Source organism: Sphingobacterium thalpophilum (assembly GCF_038396785.1).
Classification (GTDB): domain Bacteria; phylum Bacteroidota; class Bacteroidia; order Sphingobacteriales; family Sphingobacteriaceae; genus Sphingobacterium; species Sphingobacterium thalpophilum_A.
In genome coordinates this window covers 5,268,741-5,293,305 of sequence record NZ_CP151087.1, presented here as the reverse complement: position 1 = coordinate 5,293,305, position 24,565 = coordinate 5,268,741, and the positions used below count along the sequence as shown (strand labels likewise).

The 24,565-nt window shown below is 44.0% G+C and carries 13 protein-coding genes; 5 read left to right on the top strand and 8 right to left on the bottom strand.

Translation table 11 applies throughout. From position 1 onward, the window contains the following. From AACH28_RS23345 to AACH28_RS23310, 8 genes are all read right to left on the bottom strand, one after another. Positions 1 to 1,377: a glycoside hydrolase family 43 protein gene (locus tag AACH28_RS23345; protein ID WP_341831668.1), complete on the bottom strand. Its 1,377-nt coding sequence runs from the start codon at positions 1,375 to 1,377 to the stop codon at positions 1 to 3. A 6-nt stretch (positions 1,378 to 1,383) separates the two neighbouring features. Next, positions 1,384 to 2,943 carry a glycoside hydrolase 43 family protein gene (locus AACH28_RS23340; protein WP_341831667.1) on the bottom strand — a complete coding sequence of 520 codons (1,560 nt, stop codon included), beginning with the start codon at positions 2,941 to 2,943 and terminating at the stop codon, positions 1,384 to 1,386. 28 nt (positions 2,944 to 2,971) lie between these two features. Further along, a complete protein-coding gene (locus AACH28_RS23335) occupies positions 2,972 to 5,443 on the bottom strand; it encodes a glycoside hydrolase family 95 protein (RefSeq protein ID WP_341831666.1) in 2,472 nt (823 codons plus the stop codon). 106 nt (positions 5,444 to 5,549) lie between these two features. Then, positions 5,550 to 6,386 carry an alpha/beta hydrolase-fold protein gene (locus tag AACH28_RS23330; protein ID WP_341831665.1) on the bottom strand — a complete coding sequence of 279 codons (837 nt, stop codon included), beginning with the start codon at positions 6,384 to 6,386 and terminating at the stop codon, positions 5,550 to 5,552. Between the two features lie 113 nt (positions 6,387 to 6,499). Next, positions 6,500 to 7,462: a transketolase family protein gene (locus tag AACH28_RS23325; RefSeq protein WP_115050369.1), complete on the bottom strand. Its 963-nt coding sequence runs from the start codon at positions 7,460 to 7,462 to the stop codon at positions 6,500 to 6,502. A 28-nt stretch (positions 7,463 to 7,490) separates the two neighbouring features. After that, entirely contained in the window at positions 7,491 to 8,348 is an 858-nt protein-coding gene (locus AACH28_RS23320; protein WP_341831664.1) for a transketolase, read from the bottom strand. A gap of 7 nt (positions 8,349 to 8,355) precedes the next feature. Then, on the bottom strand, positions 8,356 to 9,024 hold the full coding sequence (gene fsa / locus AACH28_RS23315) for a fructose-6-phosphate aldolase (protein ID WP_115050365.1): 669 nt from the start codon (positions 9,022 to 9,024) through the stop codon (positions 8,356 to 8,358). Positions 9,025 to 9,207: 183 nt separating this feature from the next. Then, positions 9,208 to 13,284, bottom strand: a complete 4,077-nt coding sequence (locus AACH28_RS23310) for a two-component regulator propeller domain-containing protein (RefSeq protein ID WP_341831663.1) — start codon at positions 13,282 to 13,284, stop codon at positions 9,208 to 9,210. A gap of 440 nt (positions 13,285 to 13,724) precedes the next feature. Here AACH28_RS23310 and AACH28_RS23305 point away from each other — a divergent pair, with 440 nt between their 5' ends. From AACH28_RS23305 to AACH28_RS23285, 5 genes are read left to right on the top strand one after another with little or no spacing between them, the layout of a single operon-like run. After that, positions 13,725 to 16,907 carry a SusC/RagA family TonB-linked outer membrane protein gene (locus AACH28_RS23305; RefSeq protein ID WP_232475573.1) on the top strand — a complete coding sequence of 1,061 codons (3,183 nt, stop codon included), beginning with the start codon at positions 13,725 to 13,727 and terminating at the stop codon, positions 16,905 to 16,907. A 10-nt stretch (positions 16,908 to 16,917) separates the two neighbouring features. Beyond that, on the top strand, positions 16,918 to 18,813 hold the full coding sequence (locus AACH28_RS23300; protein WP_341831662.1) for a RagB/SusD family nutrient uptake outer membrane protein: 1,896 nt from the start codon (positions 16,918 to 16,920) through the stop codon (positions 18,811 to 18,813). A 27-nt stretch (positions 18,814 to 18,840) separates the two neighbouring features. After that, entirely contained in the window at positions 18,841 to 21,720 is a 2,880-nt protein-coding gene (locus AACH28_RS23295; protein ID WP_341831661.1) for a SusC/RagA family TonB-linked outer membrane protein, read from the top strand. A gap of 21 nt (positions 21,721 to 21,741) precedes the next feature. Next, entirely contained in the window at positions 21,742 to 23,505 is a 1,764-nt protein-coding gene (locus AACH28_RS23290) for a RagB/SusD family nutrient uptake outer membrane protein (protein WP_232475574.1), read from the top strand. A gap of 16 nt (positions 23,506 to 23,521) precedes the next feature. Beyond that, entirely contained in the window at positions 23,522 to 24,547 is a 1,026-nt protein-coding gene (locus AACH28_RS23285) for a DUF5627 domain-containing protein (RefSeq protein ID WP_145327914.1), read from the top strand. Positions 24,548 to 24,565 lie beyond the last annotated feature (18 nt).

Sequence of the window (24,565 nt, the reverse complement as noted above, 5' to 3'; positions counted from 1 at the left end):
TTACCTTCCAAATTTCCAACAATCGAAAAACAGGATATTTGACGGAGCCTTGCCTTTAAAAACAAAGTATAAATCATGTACTCCCTTCACTTTATTGGCTAGTATAGTCTCCACTGTAGTCCAGCGGTCATCGCCTCCTGTCATGGGAACTTGTATCGTAGCTAGTAAAGCCCCATCGATCGCTCCCGAACGTACCTCCGTACTGACACCACCGTTATGTGTTGTTCCCACTCGCGCAAAAAAATTGCTTGCACCTCTCTCACCAAAGTCAACGTTTTTCACACAGGTATAAGCTCCATCTTTCTTTGCCTTTATAAAAACGCCTACTTTTTCATTCTGATAGGATTTAACATATTCGGACCACGCAATCATTTCGGCCTGATGGAGCTCGTAGGGATTCACCGCTGCTAGCGCACGAGTAATTCCAGCTGTCATTTTCATCGGCGGGATACTGCCATCTGAATTAAAGCTTAACTCCTGAACAGCAACAGAGCGCGTAAAACCTCCACCGCCGGGCAAAGCTCCATTGTGGTAAAAGAAGTAACTCTTTCCTTTAAAATCAACAACACCTGGATGGTTTGTGAATGCTTTTCCTTCCGCAGGCATGATTACTCCGCCATACTTCCAGGGACCTTCGACTTTTTCGCTGGTCGAATAACCGATAAATTCAGGTAGAGGACCTCCCGGCCAAAAGAGATAATACAAGCCGTTTCTTTTATACAACCAGGGACCCTCCTCATAGCTTGTCGGTCGTTTCGGGTCGCCCGCTCGTTTTCCGAAAGAAGCTGCCGTCATTGGAACCTCAACGATATCACCTGCATAGGAGATCATATCTTCATTCAGCTTGACATATTTCAATTGGGGATTACCCCAGTACATATGCGCCTGACCATCGTCGTCAATAAATACAGTCGGATCGATATCGCCCCATTCACTTTGCAGCAACGGTTTGCCCAAAGGATCATGAAATGGACCTAATGGGCTATCCCCGACAGCAACGCCGATCGCACCGCGGTTGTTCTGTTTAGAAATAACAGGCACGTATAGATAAAATTTACCGTTTTTTTCAACACATTGTGCCGCCCAGGCATCACCTTTTGCCCAATCAAAATCAGTATAAGAGAGAATCGCACCATGATCCGTCCAGTTCACCATGTCAATGGTTGAATATACCCGCCAATTATTCATAGTAAACCAGGTGGACTCTTCTTGATCCTGCGTGGTATAAAGATAAAGACGGTTATTATACACCATAGGCGCCGGATCCGCCGTATAGGCGGTCTGTACAATCGGATTTTGTGCCTTCAATGCATCTATCTTAACAAAAAACATGATCAGAAACCCGACCGGTAATAGCGTAAAAAATTGTTTTCTCATATCATTTTAATTGCTGGTCAAATGGAAGTAATCAAAGTCTACATAGCCGCCAGCTGCTTTACTTGCATAGTTAAAAAGTCCGAACCGATACCCCATAAAATGAGGAATGGTATAACTCATTTTTAACACGTTACCTATTCTGTTCCAATTGTGTCCATCCGTACTATAAAAAAATTGGGCCGTATCTTTTTTGTTTGAAAAATCACAGCTCGCTTTAAAAAATACACGTTGCTGTTTGAGGTCGATCTTGGCCAGTTCTTGTGGTGCCCCCGTCATCGCATTGATCATTACCAATGATTTTGTGTTTCCTTCCATCCGAACGCCTACTAAACCATAGTTTTTTTGCAATAGCGATAATCCGGCAAAATCACCATCTTTCATGTTAGAAACCTCTACAGCAATAGCGGCGCTGCAGCTCGGGCCGATGGTGCGTTGCGTCAATGTATTTTTAGCCGACAGAAAGTCATCAGTAAGGTCGCCGGTCCGCAGTCTCAAAAAGCCACTGCGTTCGGTCACTGACCATAGATCAACAGCTGGGTTATGGTTCCATTGCCATACTAGGGGAAGGGCGGGTTCGCCAGCTTTCCGCTCAAAATCATCTGAGCTAACAATTCCAGGGCTTAAGCTTTTATTTGCGGCAAGATCCAATGTGGTTGGTACCTTTCCATCAATTCCAAGCACAGGCCAGCCATCCTCCCAGTAGACCGGAACCAAAAACGGAATTCGGCCTACAGCACCATAATCCTGAAAAAGATAAGCATACCATTTTCCATTGGGCATATCGATCAGCCCTCCCTGTGCCACACCCTGATCCTGCAAAACCACTTTCCCCTCATACGGACCTTCCAATTGGCTGGCCCGATGTACAATTACTGTGCGCATCCCTCCCGCTGGCCATGAAATATTAAAAAGATAATACATACCATTGATCTTAAACATTTGGGATCCTTCAGCAGGTAAACCGGCTTTGCCTTCTTTAGGATTGGCGGGTAAAGAGGCATTCTCTATCAATACCCGTTGTGTTCCTGCTTTAACACCTGAAAAATCTGGCGATAATTCAGCAATATAGATGCGCCCCCCACCCCAGATCATATAAATTTTCCCCTCGTCAAAGAATAAGCTATGATCGTGCATCATCGGTTGAAATTCTTTCAAAGTCCAGGGTCCATTTTCAATATCTGCTGTCTGGTAAATATGCGTTTTTCCTGTATTGGCCGAAAATGTGCTGACATAATAACGCCCCTCATGAAAGCGCAAACTGCTCGCCCAGGAGCCGTGCCCATACGCATTTTTATGGTTTGACAGATTGAGTTCATCCTGATCGCCAAGACGATCGTAAGCATAATTAATCATCGTCCAATTGACCAGATCTTTGGACTTCATAATCGGGACACCGGGATTCATATGCATGGTCGTGCTGCTCATATAATAGGTATCACCGACGCGTATCATGGACATATCGGGCACGTCAGCAAAGATGATTGGATTATGGGCCTGTTGCGCTGTCGCTCCCAAAAACGTGATCATCAAGGAGAAGACAAAAGCGCTGATTTTCATTCTTAACATATTGACAGTTTTTATGAGTCGCATTAATTTAGTAAACCTTAAATGTATAGTATTTTCCAGGCAAGGTTCGTACATCGTATTCATAATAGCTTGGTAATTCAATTCCTTTCAGGTGTGAATCTGCCGAATGAATACTCGCTGGTGTTATTACAGGAGCTAAAAGGGCATTAGTCTGATCGCCTTTTGCTAGTTGAAGTTCAGGTCCTTTCAATGGCGAAGCCGTTCGCAGCCGCAAATTACCGCCTAAAGATGAAAAGACCATAACTTCCTTTATCTTTCCTTTTTGCCATTGCATTTCAATTTCAAATCCACCGCGCGCCTTGATCCCCTTTACCCAGCCCTCTTTCCATTGATCGGGAATAGCTGGCAGTAAATGCACAGCACCATCGTAGCTTTGAATCAGCATCTCCGCAATTGCGGCCGTTAAGCCAAAATTACCATCAATCTGAAATGGAGGATGTGCCGTAAACAGATTGGGATAGGTACGTCCCTCGGGATGGTTTTCATCGGAAACCGTCAACATCTTTTTTATAATTTCGTAGGCATGGTTTCCGTCCAATAAACGGGCCCATAAATTTATTTTCCATCCAATTGACCATCCCGTCGCAAAATCACCTCGATAGATCAACGAATTACGTGCTGCCTCAAACAATTCAGGCGTGCGGAACGGTGAAATTTGACTACCTGGAAACAATCCATATAAATGGGATACATGCCGATGTTGATTGTGCGGATCATCCACGTCTTCCAGCCATTCTTGTAACTGATTATAACGACCTATATGCATTGGTGGAATCCGCCGTGCCGTTGCCAATAATGTGTCCCTATACATTGCATCAACACCGAGGGCTTCTGCCGCCAAAGCAGTACGTGTCAGCATGTCGTAGCATAGCTGATTATCCATGGTTACGCCTGCCGCAAGTGGCCCTTGCTCGGGCGAAATTGAAGGACTCAGAACGAGCCATTGTTTAGTCGGATAACCACGATGCTCGACAAGCACAGACAAAAGAAAGTCGCAAGCTCCCCTCATTACTGGATAATATTGCCTTAAAAAGACCTTATCTCCCGTAAAAAGGTAATGTTCCCACAAATGTTGAGACAACCACAGCCCTCCACTCGGCCACATTCCGGCAGCCGCAAAATCAATCGGACTCGTCACGCGCCAGATATCGGTATTGTGATGCGCTACCCAGCCGCGCGCATGATACAATGTCTTCGCTGTCTCTTCTCCGCTTTCACTGAGCTCTTTAATCATCGAAAATAACGGCTGGAGCGTGCCAGAAAGGTTGGTAACCTCTGCTGGCCAATAGTTCATTTCGGTATTGATATTGATCGTATATTTACTGTCCCAGGCTGGTTGCATGGAGCGGTTCCAGATGCCTTGCAGATTAGCAGGTTGACCACCTGCCTGTGAAGAACAGATAAGCAAATAGCGGCCGAATTGAGCCAACAAAGTCACGAGCGCCGGGTCCTGTGTACGGGCAAAATTTGCGATACGCTTTGCAATAGGCTCCTGATGTTCACTGCTCAAACTGCCAAAATGGAGCTGGAAGCGGTTAAATTGTTTGCCATAAGAAGCGATGTGCTGCCGCAAAGCAAGCTGATAATCCTTATCCATCGCTTTTCGCAACCTTTCAGCGGCCACCTTATGGGGATCAGCCCCCAATTGCTTGTAATTTTGGAAATTGCTCGCTATGGAAATGTAAAGACAAATGGAACTTGCACCTTTTATATCAATCGATTGGTCTTTCACAACAAGCTGTCCATCGGTATGCTTTACTCCCGTATGAATCTGATAAACAACCTGCCCTTTAATACCCTCATGATCGGATCCTCGTCCTGCTAATATAAGTTTATCACCGTTTTTGTGAATAGTATGCTTCGACTCATTCTCATAAGTTAATGTGCAGTTGAGTTTCCCCTTCTTGCTCGACTTTATTTTCATGACAATGACATCATCAGCAAACGAAGTAAAAACTTCTCTGGTAAATGCTACCCCATCTACTGTATAACGGGACAGTGCTACCGCCCGTTCAATATCCAGTTCGCGATAATAATCCTGATACTGTTCGTGCCCAGGAAATCGCAGCAGTATATTTCCTGCGGTCTGATAGGGCATGCCATGGGTTTCGGTGAAGAAGGTTTCATTCGCAAGTCTATCGGCTTCAGCTGATTTTCCATCGAATATATAATGCTGAATAGTTTTTAATGCCGCCTCACCTTTCTTATTATCGTTGCGATAAGGTCCACCCGCCCAAATAGTTTCCTCATTGAGCTGCATGCGTTCACAAGATGGAATTCCATAAACCATAGAGCCCAACCGACCATTTCCTAGCGGTAAAGCTTGTTCCCATACCCTTTCGTCTGCAGGCCGATCATACCATAGGGTCAATGCCGATCGCTTTTGGGCAAACAACAACGTCATATTCAGTGACAAGATCACAATGAATATACTTATGTACTTCCAAATAAAGTTTTCAATCATTTTTCTTGATACCATTTTTTGCAGTTTCGGGATTAATGCAGAGGACCAACAAACTCATTGTAAGATAGACCAAGGCAAACCGTCGAATAGTTTATTGCTATGATCAACTTATTAAGGTCTTTTATTTCTTATCCTTAAATAACAATTGCGAGACATTATAGAGATCATTTCTCCATACGTTAAAATCATGCCCGCCCGACTCCAGATAGTAAATATGTGGCACTTCGTGCTCCGAAAGGTACTCATGTGTACGCTTACTGATATTGAGCAAACCATCCTGGTCACCACAGGAGATCCACAGCATTTTTAGGCTATCTTTAGCTTCTTTTGGAACAGGCAGTAATTCCTGTGGCATCTTGGTGTTGGGCGCAGAAGAAAAGCCCCCTACCCAGGCGAAAGTATCCATATGGCCCAGACCAAAATTCAGCGCCTGGCCTCCTCCCATAGACAGCCCAAAAATCGCGCGGTGTTCACGATCCTTGATAACGGGAAACTGCTTTTCAACAAATGGAATCAGGTCATTGAGCAGATCTTTTTCAAAAGTTGAAAACGCCGCTACCCGATCCGGTGCCATCACATTTCCAGCAGCACGGTCATCTTCCATGGCACGGCCATTAGGCATGATCACCAGCATGGGTTCCATTTTTCCTTCCGCATACAGGTTATCGAAAATAACCTGCGGGTTTCCATGTCTGAACCATTCCTGTTCATCACCGCCGATTCCATGCAGCAGGTACAGTACAGGGTATTTTTTTGCGGTACTATATCCCGGCGGCGTATAGATTAAGGCTTTCCTAGTAACCCCTACAGTTTTCGAAGGATAAACTACGGAGTCGATTTTTCCAGTGGACGCCAATTTTCGCTCCACATCGAATTCCTGTGGAGCAGCCTGCTGCGCCCGAGCGATTAAGCTGACAGAAAACACGCACAATAACGTGTAGATCATTTTTCTCATCATATAATTGGTTTAACAGTACATCAATTTTAGGTAAGCAACCGATAAAAGCAACAGCGCACATCCAATCTAGAAACAGTTGCCTAATTTCATAATAGAACAATAGCCCATGGCAATTAGGTCGCCACTTTCCTTTTTAGTACTCTTAACACCGCAGCTACAATAGCGTCGGCGTTTAGGCCATATTTATCCATCAGCGCACTTGGCGGTCCCGATTCACCGAAACTGTCGTTTACAGCCACATACTCTTGCGGAGTAGGCAATTGTTTTGCTAACAGTTGTGCGACACTATCTCCGAGTCCACCGATACGGTTATGTTCTTCGGCTGTAACAACGCAGCCCGTCTTAGCGACAGAAGTCAGTACCGCTTTCTCGTCTAGGGGTTTGATGGTATGGATATTAATGATTTCGGCATCAATACCCAATGTTTCCAATTCTTCCCCCGCACGTATAGCTTCCCAAACGAGATGCCCTGTTGCCAAAATGGTCACTGCATTACCCGGGTTGAGCATCACGGCTTCACCGATCACAAATTCCTGATCTTCCGGCGTGAAAACCGGTACTACAGGTCGTCCAAACCGCAGATAGACCGGCCCTTTGTGTTTGGCGGCTGCTAGGGTTGCAGCCTTCGTCTGATTATAATCGCAAGGGTTAATAACTGTCATGCCCGGAAGCATTTTCATCAATCCAATATCTTCCAATATCTGATGGGTCGCTCCATCTTCACCCAATGTAAGGCCGGCATGCGAAGCTGCGATTTTCACATTTTTATCTGAATAGGCGATAGACTGTCGGATCTGATCATATACCCGACCCGTTGAAAAATTGGCAAATGTACCTGTAAACGGTATTTTTCCACCAATGGTAAGTCCAGCCGCAATACCCATCATATTTGCTTCGGCAATGCCGATCTGAAAGAAACGCTCCGGAAAGGCGTTGATGAAATCGTTCATTTTGAGGGAACCGATCAGGTCTGCACAGAGTGCAACCACATTTTCGTCTTCCTTTCCCGCTTCCAGCAAACCGGCTCCAAATCCAGAACGTGTGTCTTTCGATTCTGTGTATGTATATTTTTTCATGTTTATCTATTTCAAAATCACCCTACGATTAGGCAATATAATCTCCCAATGTTTCTGCATTCTGGTTTAAGGCCAAACTTAGTTGCTCATCGCTGGGCGCTATGCCATGCCATTTATGCGAGCCCATCATAAAATCGACGCCATTACCCATTTCCGTATGGAGCAACACCATTACTGGCAAGCCAACTCCGGTTGAAGCCTGAGCCTTTTGAAGTCCTGAAATCACAGAACTAATATCATTACCACGCATAATCTCAATAACCTTCCAGCCAAATGCCATCCATTTGCGAGGTAGGTCGCCCAGCGAAAGGACATCATTGGTAGCACCATCAATCTGCGCACCATTGTAATCTACAATAGCAATCAAATTGTCCATTTCGTTGTGGGCTGCATACATGGCCGCTTCCCATACCTGCCCTTCCTGCAATTCACCATCGCCCATCAGCACATAAACAAAGCGGTTATCCTTATTTAGTTTTTTTCCTTGAGCAGCGCCAATAGCGACAGAAAGCCCTTGTCCCAAGGATCCCGAAGCGACCCGGATACCTGGCAGTCCTTCATGTGTTGTCGGATGTCCCTGCAACCGTGAGTTGAGTTTTCTGAAAGTAGCAAGTTCATCGATTGGAAAATACCCCGATCGCGCCAACACACTATAAAATACCGGAGAGATATGACCATTGGAAAGGAAAAACAGATCTTCCCCCATACCATTCAAGTCAAAATGATCGTTTCGCTGCATCAACTCGAAGTACAAAGAGACCAACAATTCAGTACAACCCAACGATCCTCCCGGATGCCCCGACTGGCAACCATGTACCATGCGGAGTATATCCCTTCGGACTTGCTTAACAATCGCTTCTAAATTATGTATACTATGTTTTGTCATGACCATCTCAATTGTTACTTTGTGCAGCAACGCGTTTATGATCAGCTAAAAATTGAGCGAGCCCACTGTCCGTCAGCGGATGTTTTAAAAGGGAGAAGATCGCCTGCAAAGGTCCCGTCATAACATCCGCACCAATCTTGGCACAACCTAGTATATGCGCACTATGACGTACCGAAGCCGCAAGAATTTGGGTTTCAAAAGCATAATTATCATAAATGGTCCGTATTTCACGGATCAGCGCCAATCCATCAACAGATATATCATCAAGCCTGCCCACGAAAGGCGACACATAAGTAGCTCCAGCTTTCGCGGCCAAGAGTGCTTGCCCGGCAGAAAATACCAGGGTGCAGTTGGTTTTAATTTGCTTTGTACTAAAATATTTAATCGCTTTAATGCCGTCTTCAGTCATCGGAACCTTAACAACAATCTTATTGTCTAAGGCCGCTAAGAGCAAACCTTCGTCAATCATCCCGTTAAAATCAGTCGAAATCACTTCAGCACTGACATCACCCTCCACAATATCACAGATAGCTTTGTAATGGGCATGTACATGAGTTGTTCCTGTAATGCCCTCTTTGGCCATGAGCGAAGGATTGGTCGTCACTCCATCTAGGACACCTAAATTTTGAGCCATACGAATCTCAGTGAGACTTGCTGTATCGATAAAAAATTTCATTTTTTTAGTTGATTAGTTTTGTATTCGCTAGATCTCTAGCGATTGGTTATAAGGCAAAACTATAGTTTTCAACCAGATAGGATTGCAACAAATAAAAAAAAGAAGGGTAAAAATGTTTAAAACAGATTACCCTTCCAAAAAACTGATCTAAAACAACCTTTTTAAACAACAATTTTGTGCTTATTACACGGATGTGCTTTTTTGCAATTGGATATATTCACTTGGTGTCATTTGATATTTCGCTTTAAAGACTTTTGTAAAATAGTTTGGATTGGCAAATCCCGTCTCGTAAGCAATTTCAGAAATGGACTTATCACTTTTTTCAAGCAAGCCTGCAGCCTTTTCTAGTTTTACCGAGCGTATAAAATCTACAGGTGACATTCCCGTAAGTTCCAGCAACTTATTGTATAGGGAGGCTCGGCTCATCGAGGTGTGGGCACTCAGCGCTTCTACCGAAAGTTGTGGATTATCGATATTATCGTGCACATATTTGAGCACTTTTTGTAAAAATTTATCTTTTTCGGACTTAATCGTCATTTCGGGAGCTACAATAGATACCTGTTTACTATAGACTTCCTTGAACGCCTGATTCAGCTGAAGCAAACTGTTAACCTTCGCTACCAGTACATCCATATCAAAAGGTTTGGTCAGATATCCAACCGCACCCGATTCAAGCCCGCAAACAAGACCATTGTCGACCTGTGAGGCCGTCAGCAGTACAACAGGAATATGTTTTGTCCGTTTATCCTGCGCCAGCTTCTGTGAAAATTCCATACCATTCATATATGGCATCTGAACATCGCTCACCACAAGGTCAGGGTGATGAAAAAGTGCTTTTTGCCAGCCATCCTTTCCGTTAGTAGCCTCGATAATCTGATAATACTCCTTTAAAGACTCGCTGAGGTAATATCTAAAATCTTCATCATCTTCAATAATCAACACAAGCGGGCACTGTCTAAGCTCCACAGGTTGTATCTCCGTAACTACTTCTGGTTCAACCCCTCCCTCATATACCGACTCAGCTTGATCCAGCCATAGATCAAATTTAAAGGTACTTCCGCTGTCGGGTTGACTGCTAACCGAAATCTCGCCATGGTACATCTGAACAAATGACTGTGCAATTGACAGTCCAATACCTGAACCCTGACTTGCCACCTTGCCCTCAGTATCATGCTGAAAAAAACTCTCAAATATCGATTGTTGCAATTGCTCGGGAATTCCGATACCAGTATCGCGCACTTCAAGGGAAACATGCAGTTTCTTGTCGACAAGGCTTATAGAGGATATACTTACAGCGATATCCCCACCCTTTTTGGTAAATTTAAAAGCGTTATAGATTAAATTAAATAGAATGCGCTCAACCTTATTTCGGTCAAAACGGCAATACAATTTTTCCTGGCATGGAAAAAAAGAATAATCGATACCTTTTTGCAGCGCCATATCCTGAAATGAACGGTATACTTCCTGTACAAAAGATACCAATTCACCATCTTCATCCTGCACTTTCAATTCATGGTATTCCATTTTACGAAAATCTAGTAATTGGTTGACCAAATTTAAAAGCCGCCGCGCGTTACGGCTTACCAAATTTAGTTGATCGCCCAGTTTGCTATCTTTATTTTTGGCAATCAAAGCATCCACGGGCCCTGTGATTAAAGAGATTGGGGTTCGGAATTCATGACTTAAATTTGTTAAGAATCGGATTTTCATTGCATCTATTTGATGCTTTGTCTCGGCATCTCTCTTTTGCTGTTCAATGAGCTGCTTCGCCTGGATACGCTCTTGTTCAATCGCAAATTTTTGTTTTAACTTTTGAATCCCGCGATGTCTGATCCACAGCAGGCCGCCCAATACTGCTAGCACATAAAATAGATAAGCATAAATGGTGCGCCAAAACGGTGGAGCAACGTGTATCGCAATCGATTTGATTTCCTTGTTCCAAATACCGTCGTTGTTGCTTGCGCGAACCTCAAAAACATAATCTCCCGGATCCAAATTTGTATAATAGGCACTATTTTCCTTTCCATTTCGAATCCAATTTTTGTCAAAGCCGACAAGTCGGTACTCGTATTGGTTATCCTCAGGTACAGTTAGATTTAGCGCAGCGAAAGAAATTGAAAAATTTTGTTTATATTTCAGGTTGATGCGATCGGCAGTCAACAGCGACTGCTGTATTGGCCCCTTCTCCGTGGGCTGAACGATCACATTGTCAATTTTTAAATCCGTCAGTGCGACCTTCGCAGGATTGCCATTTGTTTTTAAATGAGCCGGATAAAAATGGTTAAACCCTTTCTGCCCACCAAAATAAATTTCTCCATCGTCCGTTTTTAATGACGCACCGAGCATAAAAGCACCTTCTTGCAATCCCACAGCATTAGAATAGTTTTTGAACTTATTTTGCACCGGAGAATAACAACTCAATCCTTTGTTTGTTGAAAACCAGATCCTCCCTTTATCGTCCTCGATAATACTCTGAATAGCACCATTCACTAATCCATCTTTCTCAGAAAGTGTCTCAAATAGTGTTTTCCCTTTTCGCAGCAAACCTACTCCATTGCCATTTGTTCCAACCCATAAATTTCCATTTTTATCCGTATGCACGGCTAATATATAATTGCTTGGAAGCTTATTTTTTACTTTATCATACAGTGTAGTCTGTTGTTTTAAAGGATCATACATCACCAGGCCCGAGCCGTAAGTTCCTATCCACATATTATGTTCCTGATCCTCCGCTAGCGCACGTATAAAATTTCCAGGTAGCTCTATTCCATCGTTTGAGTGCTCTTCCCGCTTGTATTTTTTGACGATAGCGCTTCCTTTTTGAATGATGTTCACGCCGCCGCCATTCGTCCCAACCCAGGTATTCCCCCGAAAATCTACTTTTAAACAAAAAATATCGTTATTATTCAAATTATCTTCCCTGTTACCAACAGTATATCTTTTTAGGTTTCCATTAAGCAGATCATAACAGATAACCCCTTGCTGATAGGTACCGATCCAAAGCTGATCGAGTTTTCTTTCCAAAGTCAACACCGTTAGATCTTTAGGTAAGTTGGCCGAAAGTTCAACAGACGACAGTCTATCTGTCGATCGGTCATATCTCCAGATACCACCACCATCAACGCCCAAAAAAATCTTATTTTGATAAGCCGCGAAAGAAGTTACTATAGCTGGGTCACCGGTCATACCCTCCAGAAAATCTAAACTTTTTAATCTAAATTGGCTTAAATTGGTATCGAATTTATTTAGCCCTCCCTGAAAGGTACCTATCCAGTAAATTCCGCTATTATCGACAAAAATAGATCGTATCGATTTATGAGAAAGACTATGAACATTACTTGGATCCGGCTTAAAGGTCCGAATTGTTAAATCCCTGGTATTAAGCACATCAAGACCCTTGTCCGTTCCGATCCATAAGTCTTGCTTTTGATTGTAACATAAGGTGTAAATGCGGGGGCTGCTTAAAGCTCCTTTCCCTTCTCCTGCGCTGAATTTATTGAACTGCGAATCGCCCGGATTCAAATATTTAAGGCCAAGCATAGATCCGACCCAGATACGGCCCTGATCATCTTCAACAATGGAACTAATTTCAATTCCATTTCCATATCCTTCCTTTTCCGAAAGAACTTCAAAACGTTTTATGGTCTTTAGGTCTGCTGATATGCGGAATATGCCATTCTCTGATGACACCCACATGTTGTTCTTACGGTCACGAAAAACACTGCCCGTTACTTTACCGGCAAAAGCTTCTACAATACGTCGATAAGTTGGATCCATTCTCTTTTGTAGATCATTGACGTCCAAAATATACAAAGCACCATAGGAAGCGATCCAGATATTTCCACTTGCATCCTTATCGATCGCATTAATAGCGGTACTGAGCCATTTACCATCAGGGGTAAGATTGTACGACCTGATCCGGTCAGCTTCCCGATCATAATAACTTAATCCCCCTCCATTTGTACCGATCCATATTCTTCCCTTCATGTCTTCACATAAAGCCGAAATATGGTTTGCCATTAAACTATTCTCTTTGTTGGCATCATAGCGGTAGACATTGTAATGACGTCCGTCGAAGCGATTAAGCCCATCTTCTGTTCCTAGCCAAAGAAAACCATAACTATCGCGGTAGATACTATAGATTGTATTGGAAGAAAGTCCATCCTTTGAAGAATAGCGTTGAAAAGTTACAGGCTGGCTTTGTCCATAAGAAAAAAACGTCAGCATCATCCAGGTGAATACCACTAAAGTTCGTATCATATATTTAGGTATGTAATCTTCAATACAAAAAAATCTGTATTGAACTGTCAACTAAATTATCAAATTAATCCCTACTAAACTAGTATCTACAATCATTTGACCCATGTAAGCGGTATTTTTTGACATTCTTATCCTTCATTTAAACATTCTTGCTATCCACCAAATTTTCCAATGGCTAGCTTTGGTATACAATTATAAACTGCTTTGAAAGGCATTTCCAATATAGGGAAAACTATATGCAAACAATGCAACCGGTTGCTATATAGTTATAAAAAATTTAACCAATTATTATACAGCATATGACAGTACCTGATGATCCATGACTGTCCCTTAGATTTTTTATCAAAATGAACTAAGGGAACACCGATACAAACGTATCTAGCCAATTAGAGAAAATTTAACCAAGAATTCTTAAACCTATTTATCAATCCACAAATGCGATGATGATTACATGTACAATCACACGAGTAAGGCATTGGAAAAAGCTATGGGGTATAGCTAAGCCATTCACTTTACTGCTGTTCCTGCTTTATGTTGGACAGACAACACTCTATGCTCAGGCCAAAAGGCAGATAAGGGGCATTGTCGTCGATAGTAACCATAAAAAAGTGAGCGGTGCGTCCATCAGGGTAAAAGGCACCTCGCTAGCCACGGCTACCGATGACAATGGAGCTTTCACGATCCAAGTCCCTGCAGATAATAATTTGTTGACTATCTCCAAGCTAGGATATAGCCAAATCGAAGTGGATATCCACAATAAGAACACGGTAGAAGTACAACTAAGCGATAAGTCTATCGAAATCGAGGAAACCATTGTCGTCGGTTATGGTCGTCAGAAAAAAGAAACTGTCGTTGGCGCCATTGCGCAAACTTCGGGTAAAATCCTTGAGCGCGCAGGTGGTGTTTCTAGTGTAGGCGCCGCATTGACCGGTAACGTCCCCGGAGTGATTACTACTGCAAGTACAGGTATGCCCGGCGAGGAAGATCCCCGTATTGTGATTCGGGGGCGTAGCACCTGGAACAATACCGATCCTTTAGTCATGGTGGACGGCGTAGAGAGGCCACTATCTGCCGTTGATATCAGTTCCATCGAAACTGTTTCCGTCCTCAAAGATGCCTCGGCAACTGCTGTCTATGGTGTTAGAGGGGCCAATGGCGTTATTTTAATCACCACCAAGCGGGGTAAAGAAGGGCAAATGCTGATACGCGGTACCGTCAACAACATTGTAAAAACGGTTTCCCAACTTCCGGGAAAAATGGATTCGTACGATGCTTTGATGCTACGCAACAAGGTTATCGAATATGAGTTAGGGATTTCTCCTTCCAGTTGGGCCAACTATCTTCCACAAGACGTCATCAATAAATACCGTTTTCCCGCTGACCAGACGGAACGCGAACGTTACGTGAATACCGACTGGGCAAAGGAATTATTTAAAAGCCACGCTTTTTCACAAAATAGCAGCGTCAATATTGCTGGTGGCACACCCTTTGTCAAATATTTTGCCAATGCGGACTTTCTTTACGAAGGCGATATGTTCCGCCAGTTCGAAAATGCTCGCGGTTATAAAGCTGGCTACGGTTTTAACCGTCTAAATGTACGGTCCAATTTAGACTTCCAGCTTACTCCCACAACTAAATTTTCAACCAACCTGGCAGGGTCTCGCGGTGTCAAAAAAAGTCCATGGGGCGGCGGCAACGATTATTCCTATTGGATCGCTGCCTATACGGTAGCTCCAGATGTTATTTATCCACGCTATTCAGACGGTACCTGGGGTTACTATGCCTTAAACACACAAGCCGGGATAAACTCTGCCCGTGTGCTGGCACTCAGCGGAACCGAATACATCACCACCAGTCGTATTACAACAGATTTTACGCTCGAACAAGATCTTAAGTTTTTAACGAAGGGGCTTAACGTTCGTGGGACAATCTCACTGGACAACACGTTTGTCGAGGGCGGCCGCGGTATCAATGATGCCAACAACAGTACACAAAGTAAATGGATCGATCCCAATACGGGATTGCCAACCTATCAGATCGCTTTCGATGGTACAAATAGATTTGACTTCGTCGAGGGCATAAACTGGACAACCGGTGCCGGACAGGTTAGAGACTGGTCTACCTATCGAAGATTATTTTATCAATTGCAGTTAAACTACGCAACGACCATCGCTAAGAATCACAACATCACTGCCATGGGGTTATTCAACCGCAATCAGACCGGAACAGGGAGTATGATTCCCTCCTATCGCGAAGACTGGGTATTCCGCACCACCTACAACTACAAAAATAAATATATGCTCGAGTACAATGGAGCCTATACGGGATCAGAAAAATTCGGTCCTGACAATAGATTTGCCTTTTTCAATTCCGGTGGGATAGGCTGGCTAGTTACTGAAGAAGAGTTTATGAGGCCTATCTCGTTTCTCAATATGCTCAAGTTACGTGCGTCCTATGGTGACATCGGTGACGATAGTGGCGGCCGTCAATTTCTGTACCTAACCCAATGGGCATATGGGGGCACCGCTGGCATGGGGGTTGAAGGCCGCTACTCCTACTCCGACGGCAATACCAGTCCTTATATCTGGTATAAGGAAAGTGCGCTTGGCAATCCAAATATCCGCTGGGAAAAAGTTAACAAATTCAATATCGGCCTCGACTTCGGTCTGTTCAATAGCCAGATAACCGGTAAAGTCGACTTTTTTAGAGACCGGCGGACAGATGTTCTGATTAGCGGCGCCAACCGAGCCATTCCTTCCTACTTTGGGATGGAGGCACCTACAGCCAACCTAGGTAAGGTACAGAATAAAGGGTTTGAAGTAGAACTGAAATTTAACAGACAGCTCAATACTGACTGGAGAATATGGGCTGATATCAATTTTACCCATGCCAAGGATAAAGTCATCAATGCCGATGCCCCCGAGTTGCTGCCCGAATATCAGAAACCGGATAACAAACAAGTTAGTCAAACCTATTCTTATGTTAGCTCCGGATATTACAATACTTGGGACGAACTTTATTCGAGTACCGCGCACGAAAGCAATGACCTAGCGAAACTACCCGGCAATTATCATATACTGGATTATAACGGGGATGGTATTATCGATGCTAAGGATAATATTCCCTACGCCTTTCCTTCGGTACCACAGAACACTTATAATTATACCATTGGATTTGATTGGAAGAATTTCAGTGTCATGACCCAGTGGTATGCCGTAAATAATGTCACCCGGCAAGTTGTTTTCAACAGCTTCTCGGGCCAGCTTAACCTTGCTTATGACGAAGGTTCCTATTGGTCAAAGGACAATGTCAATGCAGACGTACCACTACCACGCTGGTTATCACAGTCGAGTACTTATACACCCGGTAGCCGGTATATGTTTGATGGTTCCTACATTCGATTGAAAACAGCTGAAATTGCCTACAATTTTAATCGGGAATCCAGCGTAATCAAACGACTTGGGCTTCAAAACCTTCGCATTTTTCTAAATGGCAACAACTTAGTTTTCTGGTCCAAAATGCCAGACGACCGTGAATCCAATTATGCCGGTACGGGCTGGGCATCGCAGGGCGCCTACCCTACCGTAAAGCGGTTTAATCTAGGTGCAAACATTACATTTTAATCCTACCACTATGAAAAAGTATTTCAAGGTAATCTTTATATCTACTGTGATCTGGTCTTCAACATCCCTACTCTCGTGTAAAAAATACCTGGATAAAGAAGAACAGTCCAATGTGTCCTCCAAAGAAGCATTTAAAAACTTTATTAACTTTCAGGGCTATACAGAAGAGCTATACAGCTGTGTTGTCAACTTCAGCAACAACTACTGGACCAACTCGTGGAACTGGGGTGAAGATGAAATGACCTCAACGGCTGGCAATTACCATTTCGTTCACAAAATCGACAACGGTAATTTTTGGGGTTGGCAAAGAGAATCCGACGGCTGGGGCTCCGGCTGGATGGATCAGGATGATTTTACCACCATCAATGGGGATGTATTTGCCAACCGTGCCTTCCGCGATTTATGGAGCGCGGCCTGGTTTGGCCTGCGAAAAGTCAGTCTCGGACTAGAGAATATCGACAAATTAACCGAAGCCACCTCCGAAGAAAAGAACCTGATCAAGGGGCAATTGTTATTTTTCCGAGGTTGGTTTCACCACCGATTGATGGAATATTTTGGCGGGATGCCGTACATCAATTATGTACTTCCAAGTGACGAAAAGCTGCGGTTGCCAAGATTGAGCTACCATGCCTGTGCGGATCTTGCTGCGGCCGATTTTAGAGAAGCGGCCAATCTATTGCCGATCGACTGGGACAATACCACTGCCGGAAAACGTACCCTGGGGAAGAATCAATTGCGCATCAACAAAATCATGGCCCTTGCTTATCTTGGCAAAAATTATCTTTGGGCGGGAAGCCCTTTGATGAATTTTCAGTCTACCGGGAATAAAACCTATCATACTGACTATTGTAAAAAAGCAGCTCAGGCCTTTGGCGAACTACTTTCTCTTGTCGAAAGCGGACAGACAAATTACGCCCTTGTTCCTATGGCCAATATCCACTTGAATTTTTACACAACAGGCCAAAATTGGGCCATGCCCGGGAGTACAGAAGCTATATTTAGAGGGCCCTACATTGACGCATGGGTATCGAATTATGGTACCAGTAAACAGTACATTCCGCTGGTCGTCTCCGACGGAGATGCATTGAAGTTTATTCCAACAGCCAATTATGTCGACTACTATGGTATGAAAAACGGTTTACCGATCAAAGACATTACCCAGTCTGACGCAGAATCAGGTTACAATGCCGAATACCCTTGGAAAGATCGCGACCCACGCTTTTATAAGGACATCATTTTCGATGGAACAAAAGTCGTCCAGGGAAATACACAGGACGAAAAAAATCGATACGCTAACCTTTACAGTAATGGAAGCTATCGAGATATCCAGTCTGGCAGCCAGACAGGCTACGTGTTACGTAAATTTGTCCCTATAACAGCCAACAAATATGATCAAGCCTATAATTATGGATCCAATCTTCATATTTACGTGCCCTATATGCGTTTATCTGATGTCTATCTGATGTACGCCGAATCCGCCATGATGGCTTCCAACTCAGCTACAGGCAAAGCCGACAATTACGGTAAAACAGCAGTTGATGCGATCAATATCGTTCGGGATCGGGCTGGCGTGGGTCATGTAGATGCCAAATTTCTAGGTTCGGCGAACGCATTGTTGCCTGAATTACGGCGGGAACGAGCTGTGGAGCTCGCTTTTGAAGGTCATCGTTTTAATGATCTGCGACGCTGGTTGCTGTTGACCGAATCACCTTACACCTTAAAAAAATCGGTTGTTTTTGATCGGGCAGGAACCTTCAACACCGTAGATCCATCCCAAAACCGCGTCGTAAACATGAAAGAAAATGTGCTTTTGGAACGGAAGTTTACAAGCAAGCATTACTGGTTGCCCCTAAAGGTCAGAGATGTCAACATGTATCCCGAGTTCTATCAGAACCCAGGCTGGTAACAAGTTTTTCATTTAATCATTCAAAAAATGAAGTACAAAAAATTAAGAATAGCACTATGTCTTGGATTAAGTTGGATAGCTACCGCTGAAGGAATGGCGAAAGAATCACTTAATCCAACCATTAGACAACATAAAAATATTTTTCCGGAGCGCTCGACATTTGTTGGTCCGGACAGTATTGGCACCGATAGTACGACACTTGTACAGGTCGCTTTCCGAAAAGTTCAGAAGAAGGACCTCATGGGCAATGTACAATCCATCAATGTTCCACAATTGCTCGACAAGAGTTACAACACCTACAGTCTGGAAAATCTAGATGCCTTTATTCCGGGATACAACGGTAATATTTGGGGTATGGGTGGTTATTTGGTATTAGTGGACGGATTTCCGCGTGATGCCAATAACGTTATGCCAACAGAAATCGATCAGGTCAGTGTATTGAAAGGCGCCAATGCCATCGCTCTTTATGGTAGCCGAGCAGCCAAAGGCGTTATTAGCATCACGACAAAACGCGGAAAATCCGGAGGTCAACAGATAAAAATTAGAGCCAATAGCGGTATCAATGCGGCTATGAGCTATCCACAATATCTTGGCTCCGCAGAATATATGACATTGTATAACGAAGCTCGACAAAATGATGGATTATCACCACTCTATAGTACCGAAACAATCTACCAACATGCAGCCGGAACAAATCCTTATCGTTATCCCAACGTGGACTACTATTCATCGGACTATATCAAAGATCACTATAATCGCTACGATGCCACCGCCGAAATCTCAGGCGGAAATCAACGTGCACAATATTATACCAACTTTGGATTTTGGTCTGAAGGGTCCCTCCTCAATTTTGGACAGGCGAAAAGAAATGGTGGCGCCAATAGATTCAATATGCGCGGTAACATCGATGTGAAAGTCAATGATCTGATCTCCCTGAACGTCGATGCGGCAGCCAGTTTTTATATTTCCAAAGGGGTAAATGCGGACTACTGGGGTGCAGCAGCAACCGTGCGGCCACATCGCTTCTCTCCACTCATTCCTATTGATATGATCGAAGAAGGTGACGTCAACTCGATGGTGTATGTCAACAACAGCAATTTTCTCATCGATGGCAAATATCTCCTTGGGGGAAGTCAGCTGGATCAAACCAATGCCTTTGCAAACGTTTATGCCGGCGGCACAAACCGCTATCTAAATCGGCAGTTTCAATTTAATACGGGTTTGAATTTTGACTTGAAAAATATCCTGGAAGGATTGGTTTTCAAAACCAACCTGGCTGTGGATTATCAGTCAAATTATAACCAATCCTATAACAACAATTATGCTGTTTATCAGGCATCGTGGAACAACTATGATGGAAAAGACCTTATCAGTAGCCTCACAAAATATGGTGACGACCGTATTTCAGGCATCCAAAATATCAGTGGCAGTACCTATCGGCAGACCATCGGTCTCAATGGGTCCCTAAACTTTAACCGTACCTACGGTAATGACCACCATGTATCGGCAATCCTATTGGCCAATGCGTTCCAGATCGCTGCCTCTGGCAGCTACCACAAAACCAGCAATGCCAACCTAGGGCTGCAGTTGGGCTACAATTATTCAAGCAAATATTATGTTGACTTTAGCAGTGCTTACAGTCATTCCGCCAAATTACCACAAGGGAATAGAAGAGCCCTATCTCCTACTTTAGCGCTCGCCTGGCGTCTATCTAAAGAAAATTTTTTGGTCGACAGCAAAGTCGTCAATGAGTTAAGATTATCCGCGTCGGCCGGTATATTAAACACGGATCTGGATATTAGCGACTATTACCTCTATCAGGGCTATTATACCTATAACGACGCAGCATGGTATAGCTGGCGCGACGGTGACCTCGTCCATACCTTTGACAGACGCAGGGGTGACAACCCCAACATGAAATTCCCGAAACGCAAGGAATTTAATATCAACCTCGAAGGTGGGCTCTACAACAACCTGATCACCTTTAATACGTCCTACTTTGTTAATCGGATGAGCGGCGGGTTGGTACAGGCGGCAACACAGTACCCAATGTATTTTATGACTTACTGGCCGGTTTATTCAGACCTTCCCTATGTCAATTTTAACGACGACGAACGCCGGGGTGTCGACTTTGGCATCAACCTGAACAAACAGATCAACAAAACCTTCGTATCACTGGGTTTCAACGGGATGTACTATACGACCAAGGCGGTAAAAAGGGACGAACTCTATGAATTTGCTTACCAAAACAGAGCCGGAAAACCACTAGACGCCATCTGGGGCTTACAGCATGATGGTTTTTATAACAGTCAAAGTGAAATTGACCAAGCTGCCTTTTCAACATTTGGAGAAGTCAAGCCTGGGGATATCAAGTATAAAGATCAGAATGGTGATGGTACCATCGATACCCGCGACGAAGTATACTTAGGCAAAGGCGGATGGGCCGGTGCCCCACTGACATTAGGTTGCAACCTGACAGTCAAATGGAATAATTTCACATTATTTGCCGCGGCAACGGGACAGTTCGGAGCCAAAGCGATGAAAAACAGTTCTTACTTTTGGTTAGATGCGGAAGATAAATATTCAGTGGTCGTACGTGACCGCTGGACAGAGTCGACCAAGGAGACCGCAACTTATCCGCGCCTTACCACCTTTAACAGTGACAACAACTTTCGAAGCTCAGACTTTTGGCTTTACAAGACCGATCGCATCAACCTATCCAAAGTGCAGCTGTCTTACGATTTCCCAAAGCGTCTATTCAATGCTAAGTTTATACACGAACTGGGGATTTATGCCACGGGATCCAACCTACTGACCATTGCCAAAGAAAAGGAAACGATGCAATTGAATATTGGACAAGCACCACAAATGCGTTTTTTCAACATCGGACTGAAGGCACTATTTTAATCTTTACTATCTAAGACGAGAATGATGAAAAGAATACTAACCATAGCCATCCTAAGCAGCTTACTATTTTCTTCCTGTGAAGATATGTTTGAGCCGGCTCTTGAAAATAATCTTGAAATTGAAACAGCCAATAGTCGCCCCCTTTACGCACAAGGGCTACTTTTAAATGGATACAACCGGGTTCCGGCTAATAGCTATAGCTTTGATGATGTCGCCACAGACAATGCTGTGAGCAACGATAAAAGCAATACTTACCTTAAAACAGCAACCGGACAATGGACAAGCATCAACAATCCTTTCGACCAATGGCGCAATAGCTATGCAGCCATACAGTACCTCAACAATTTTTTATCCCTAAGTGATAAAGTAGAATGGGCCTTGGATCCCAAGGTCAGTACGATGTTTAACGATCGCATGAAAGGTGAAGCTTATGGTCTCCGGGCACTATTTATGTTTCACCTGTTGCAATCCCATGCCGGAAAGTCGAGTACCGGTGAGATACTTGGTGTGCCTATCCTGCTGACTCCCGAAGATGTCAATTCGGATTTTAACCACAGTCGTGCACCGTTCGAAGCCTGCATGCAGCAACTTTACGATGACATCAAAAATGCAGAAGACCTGTTGCCTATGGATTATGAAGACATCAGTGCAGACAGTCAAGTTCCGGTCAAATACGCAGGCACAATCAATAAAGACGACTACAACCGTGTATTTGGAGCCTATTTCAAACTCCGCATGACCAAGCGCATCGCGCAGGCAATTCGTGCCCGAGCAGCGTTAATGGCGGCAAGTCCGGCATACAGCGAGGGCAGCAAAACAACCTGGGAGCAAGCCGCCACCTATGCGGGGCAGGTCATCCAGGCCAAAGGCGGACCAAGTGGTATCGATCCGAAAGGATTCACCTGGTACAATAAAGATGTGGTCGATGGCTTAACCTCCGGATCCAATCCGGCCGAAATACTTTGGCGCACCGACAAAGGAAATAGCAACAGCATGGAACAGGACCATTTTCCGCCAACATTGTTTGGCAGAGGACGTCTCAATCCTACACAGAATCTGGTCGATGCCTTTCCCATGGAAAATGGCTATCCCATTGACGATGCCAATTCGGCTTACAATAAAACCAATCCGTACGACAAGCGGGATCCCCGATTGAAGACTTACATTATTGTCAATGGTGCCACGGCAGGCGTAAGCAACACGGCTATCAATACCGCTGCCAATAGTCCAACAAACGATGGGTTAAATAAGGTCGAGACATCTACTCGGACGGGCTATTACCTGAAAAAGCTGCTGCGCCAAGATGTAAACCTCAACCCTTCATCTTCTACACAACAAATGCATTTCAATACACGTATACGGATGACAGAAATGTATCTGGCCTATGCCGAAGCCGCAAATGAGGCCTGGGGGCCTACTGGCATGGGTACTTTTACCTTCTCGGCCTACGACATCATCAAGGCTATTCGCAGACGGGCGGGTGTAGGAGCCAACAATGGCGATCCTTACCTAGAACAGGTAAAAAACAACAAAGAGCAAATGCGGCAGCTGATCCGCAATGAGCGGAGACTAGAACTTTGTTTTGAAGGGTTTCGGTTTTGGGACCTGCGTCGCTGGAAGTTGGATATCAACGTTGCTGCAAAAGGAATCAGTATAAGCAACAACAGCTATACCGAGATTCCGGTAGAGAATAGACTTTATGAAAACTTTATGTACTACGGTCCGATCCCGTACAGTGAAGTACTCAAATACAGCAATCTTGTACAGAATACGGGATGGAATTAACATTAATACACGCATAATGAAAAAGATCAATCTTCTTTACGCCATGGCTTTGGTAAGCCTGGCGTCTTGCAAAAATAACGACTGGGAGTTCCCAGATTTCGAATTTCAATCGGTATACTTCGCCTATCAGACACCAGTCAGAACGGTAACCCTAGGCGAAGACATTTTTGACAACAGTCTCGACAACCAGCATAAGGTGAAAGTCATGGCAACCACTGGAGGAGTATACAACAATGGAAAAGACATCCGTATCGATTTTGTTGTCGACAACAGCCTTACGAATGGCCTTAGCTATCCAAACGGGCAGACAGTTACCGCATTACCCAACAATTACTATCAGCTTGCTAGCAATCAGATCAATATCCCAAGTGGTAGTCTCACAGGTGGTGTTGAAGTACAGCTGACTGACGCATTTTTTGCCGACCCAAAATCCTTGGAAACCTATTACGTACTTCCTCTAAGGATGACAAAAGTGGTTAACGCCGATTCCATCCTCTCCGGTAAAACCTCGTTGCAGGCTGCCAATAGGGCTATTGTATCCGATTGGGATGTCGCACCAAAAGATTTTACCTTTTATGCACTCAAATATATCAATCCCTGGCACGGCAATTACCTGCGTCGGGGTACCGACCAAATTGTCGGCAAAGGTGCCAATAACAGCTTGACAAAAAATATCGTCAGACATCAGGCTTATGTAGAAAAAGACGAAGTCAAAAGCGTCACGACAGCAGCGCTAAAGAAATCGATCTTGCCTCTTTCTTTTAAAGGAGCTGATGATGTCAATATCAATGTCAATCTGAACTTAACTTTTGATGACGACAACAATTGTAGCATTAGCTCGGCAAGTGCTGGCATCTCCGCTACAGGAACCGGTAAGTTTGTCAAACGGGGCGAAAAAAACAGCTGGGGCAATGCAGACAGAGATGCACTTTATCTTTCCTACACGATCGATATGACACAAATGAGTGTCACCAGCAAGGATACCCTCGTGATGCGGGACAGATCTGTAAAAATGGAAACATTTACACCCATCAAAAAGTAGTATCAATTCTATAACGAA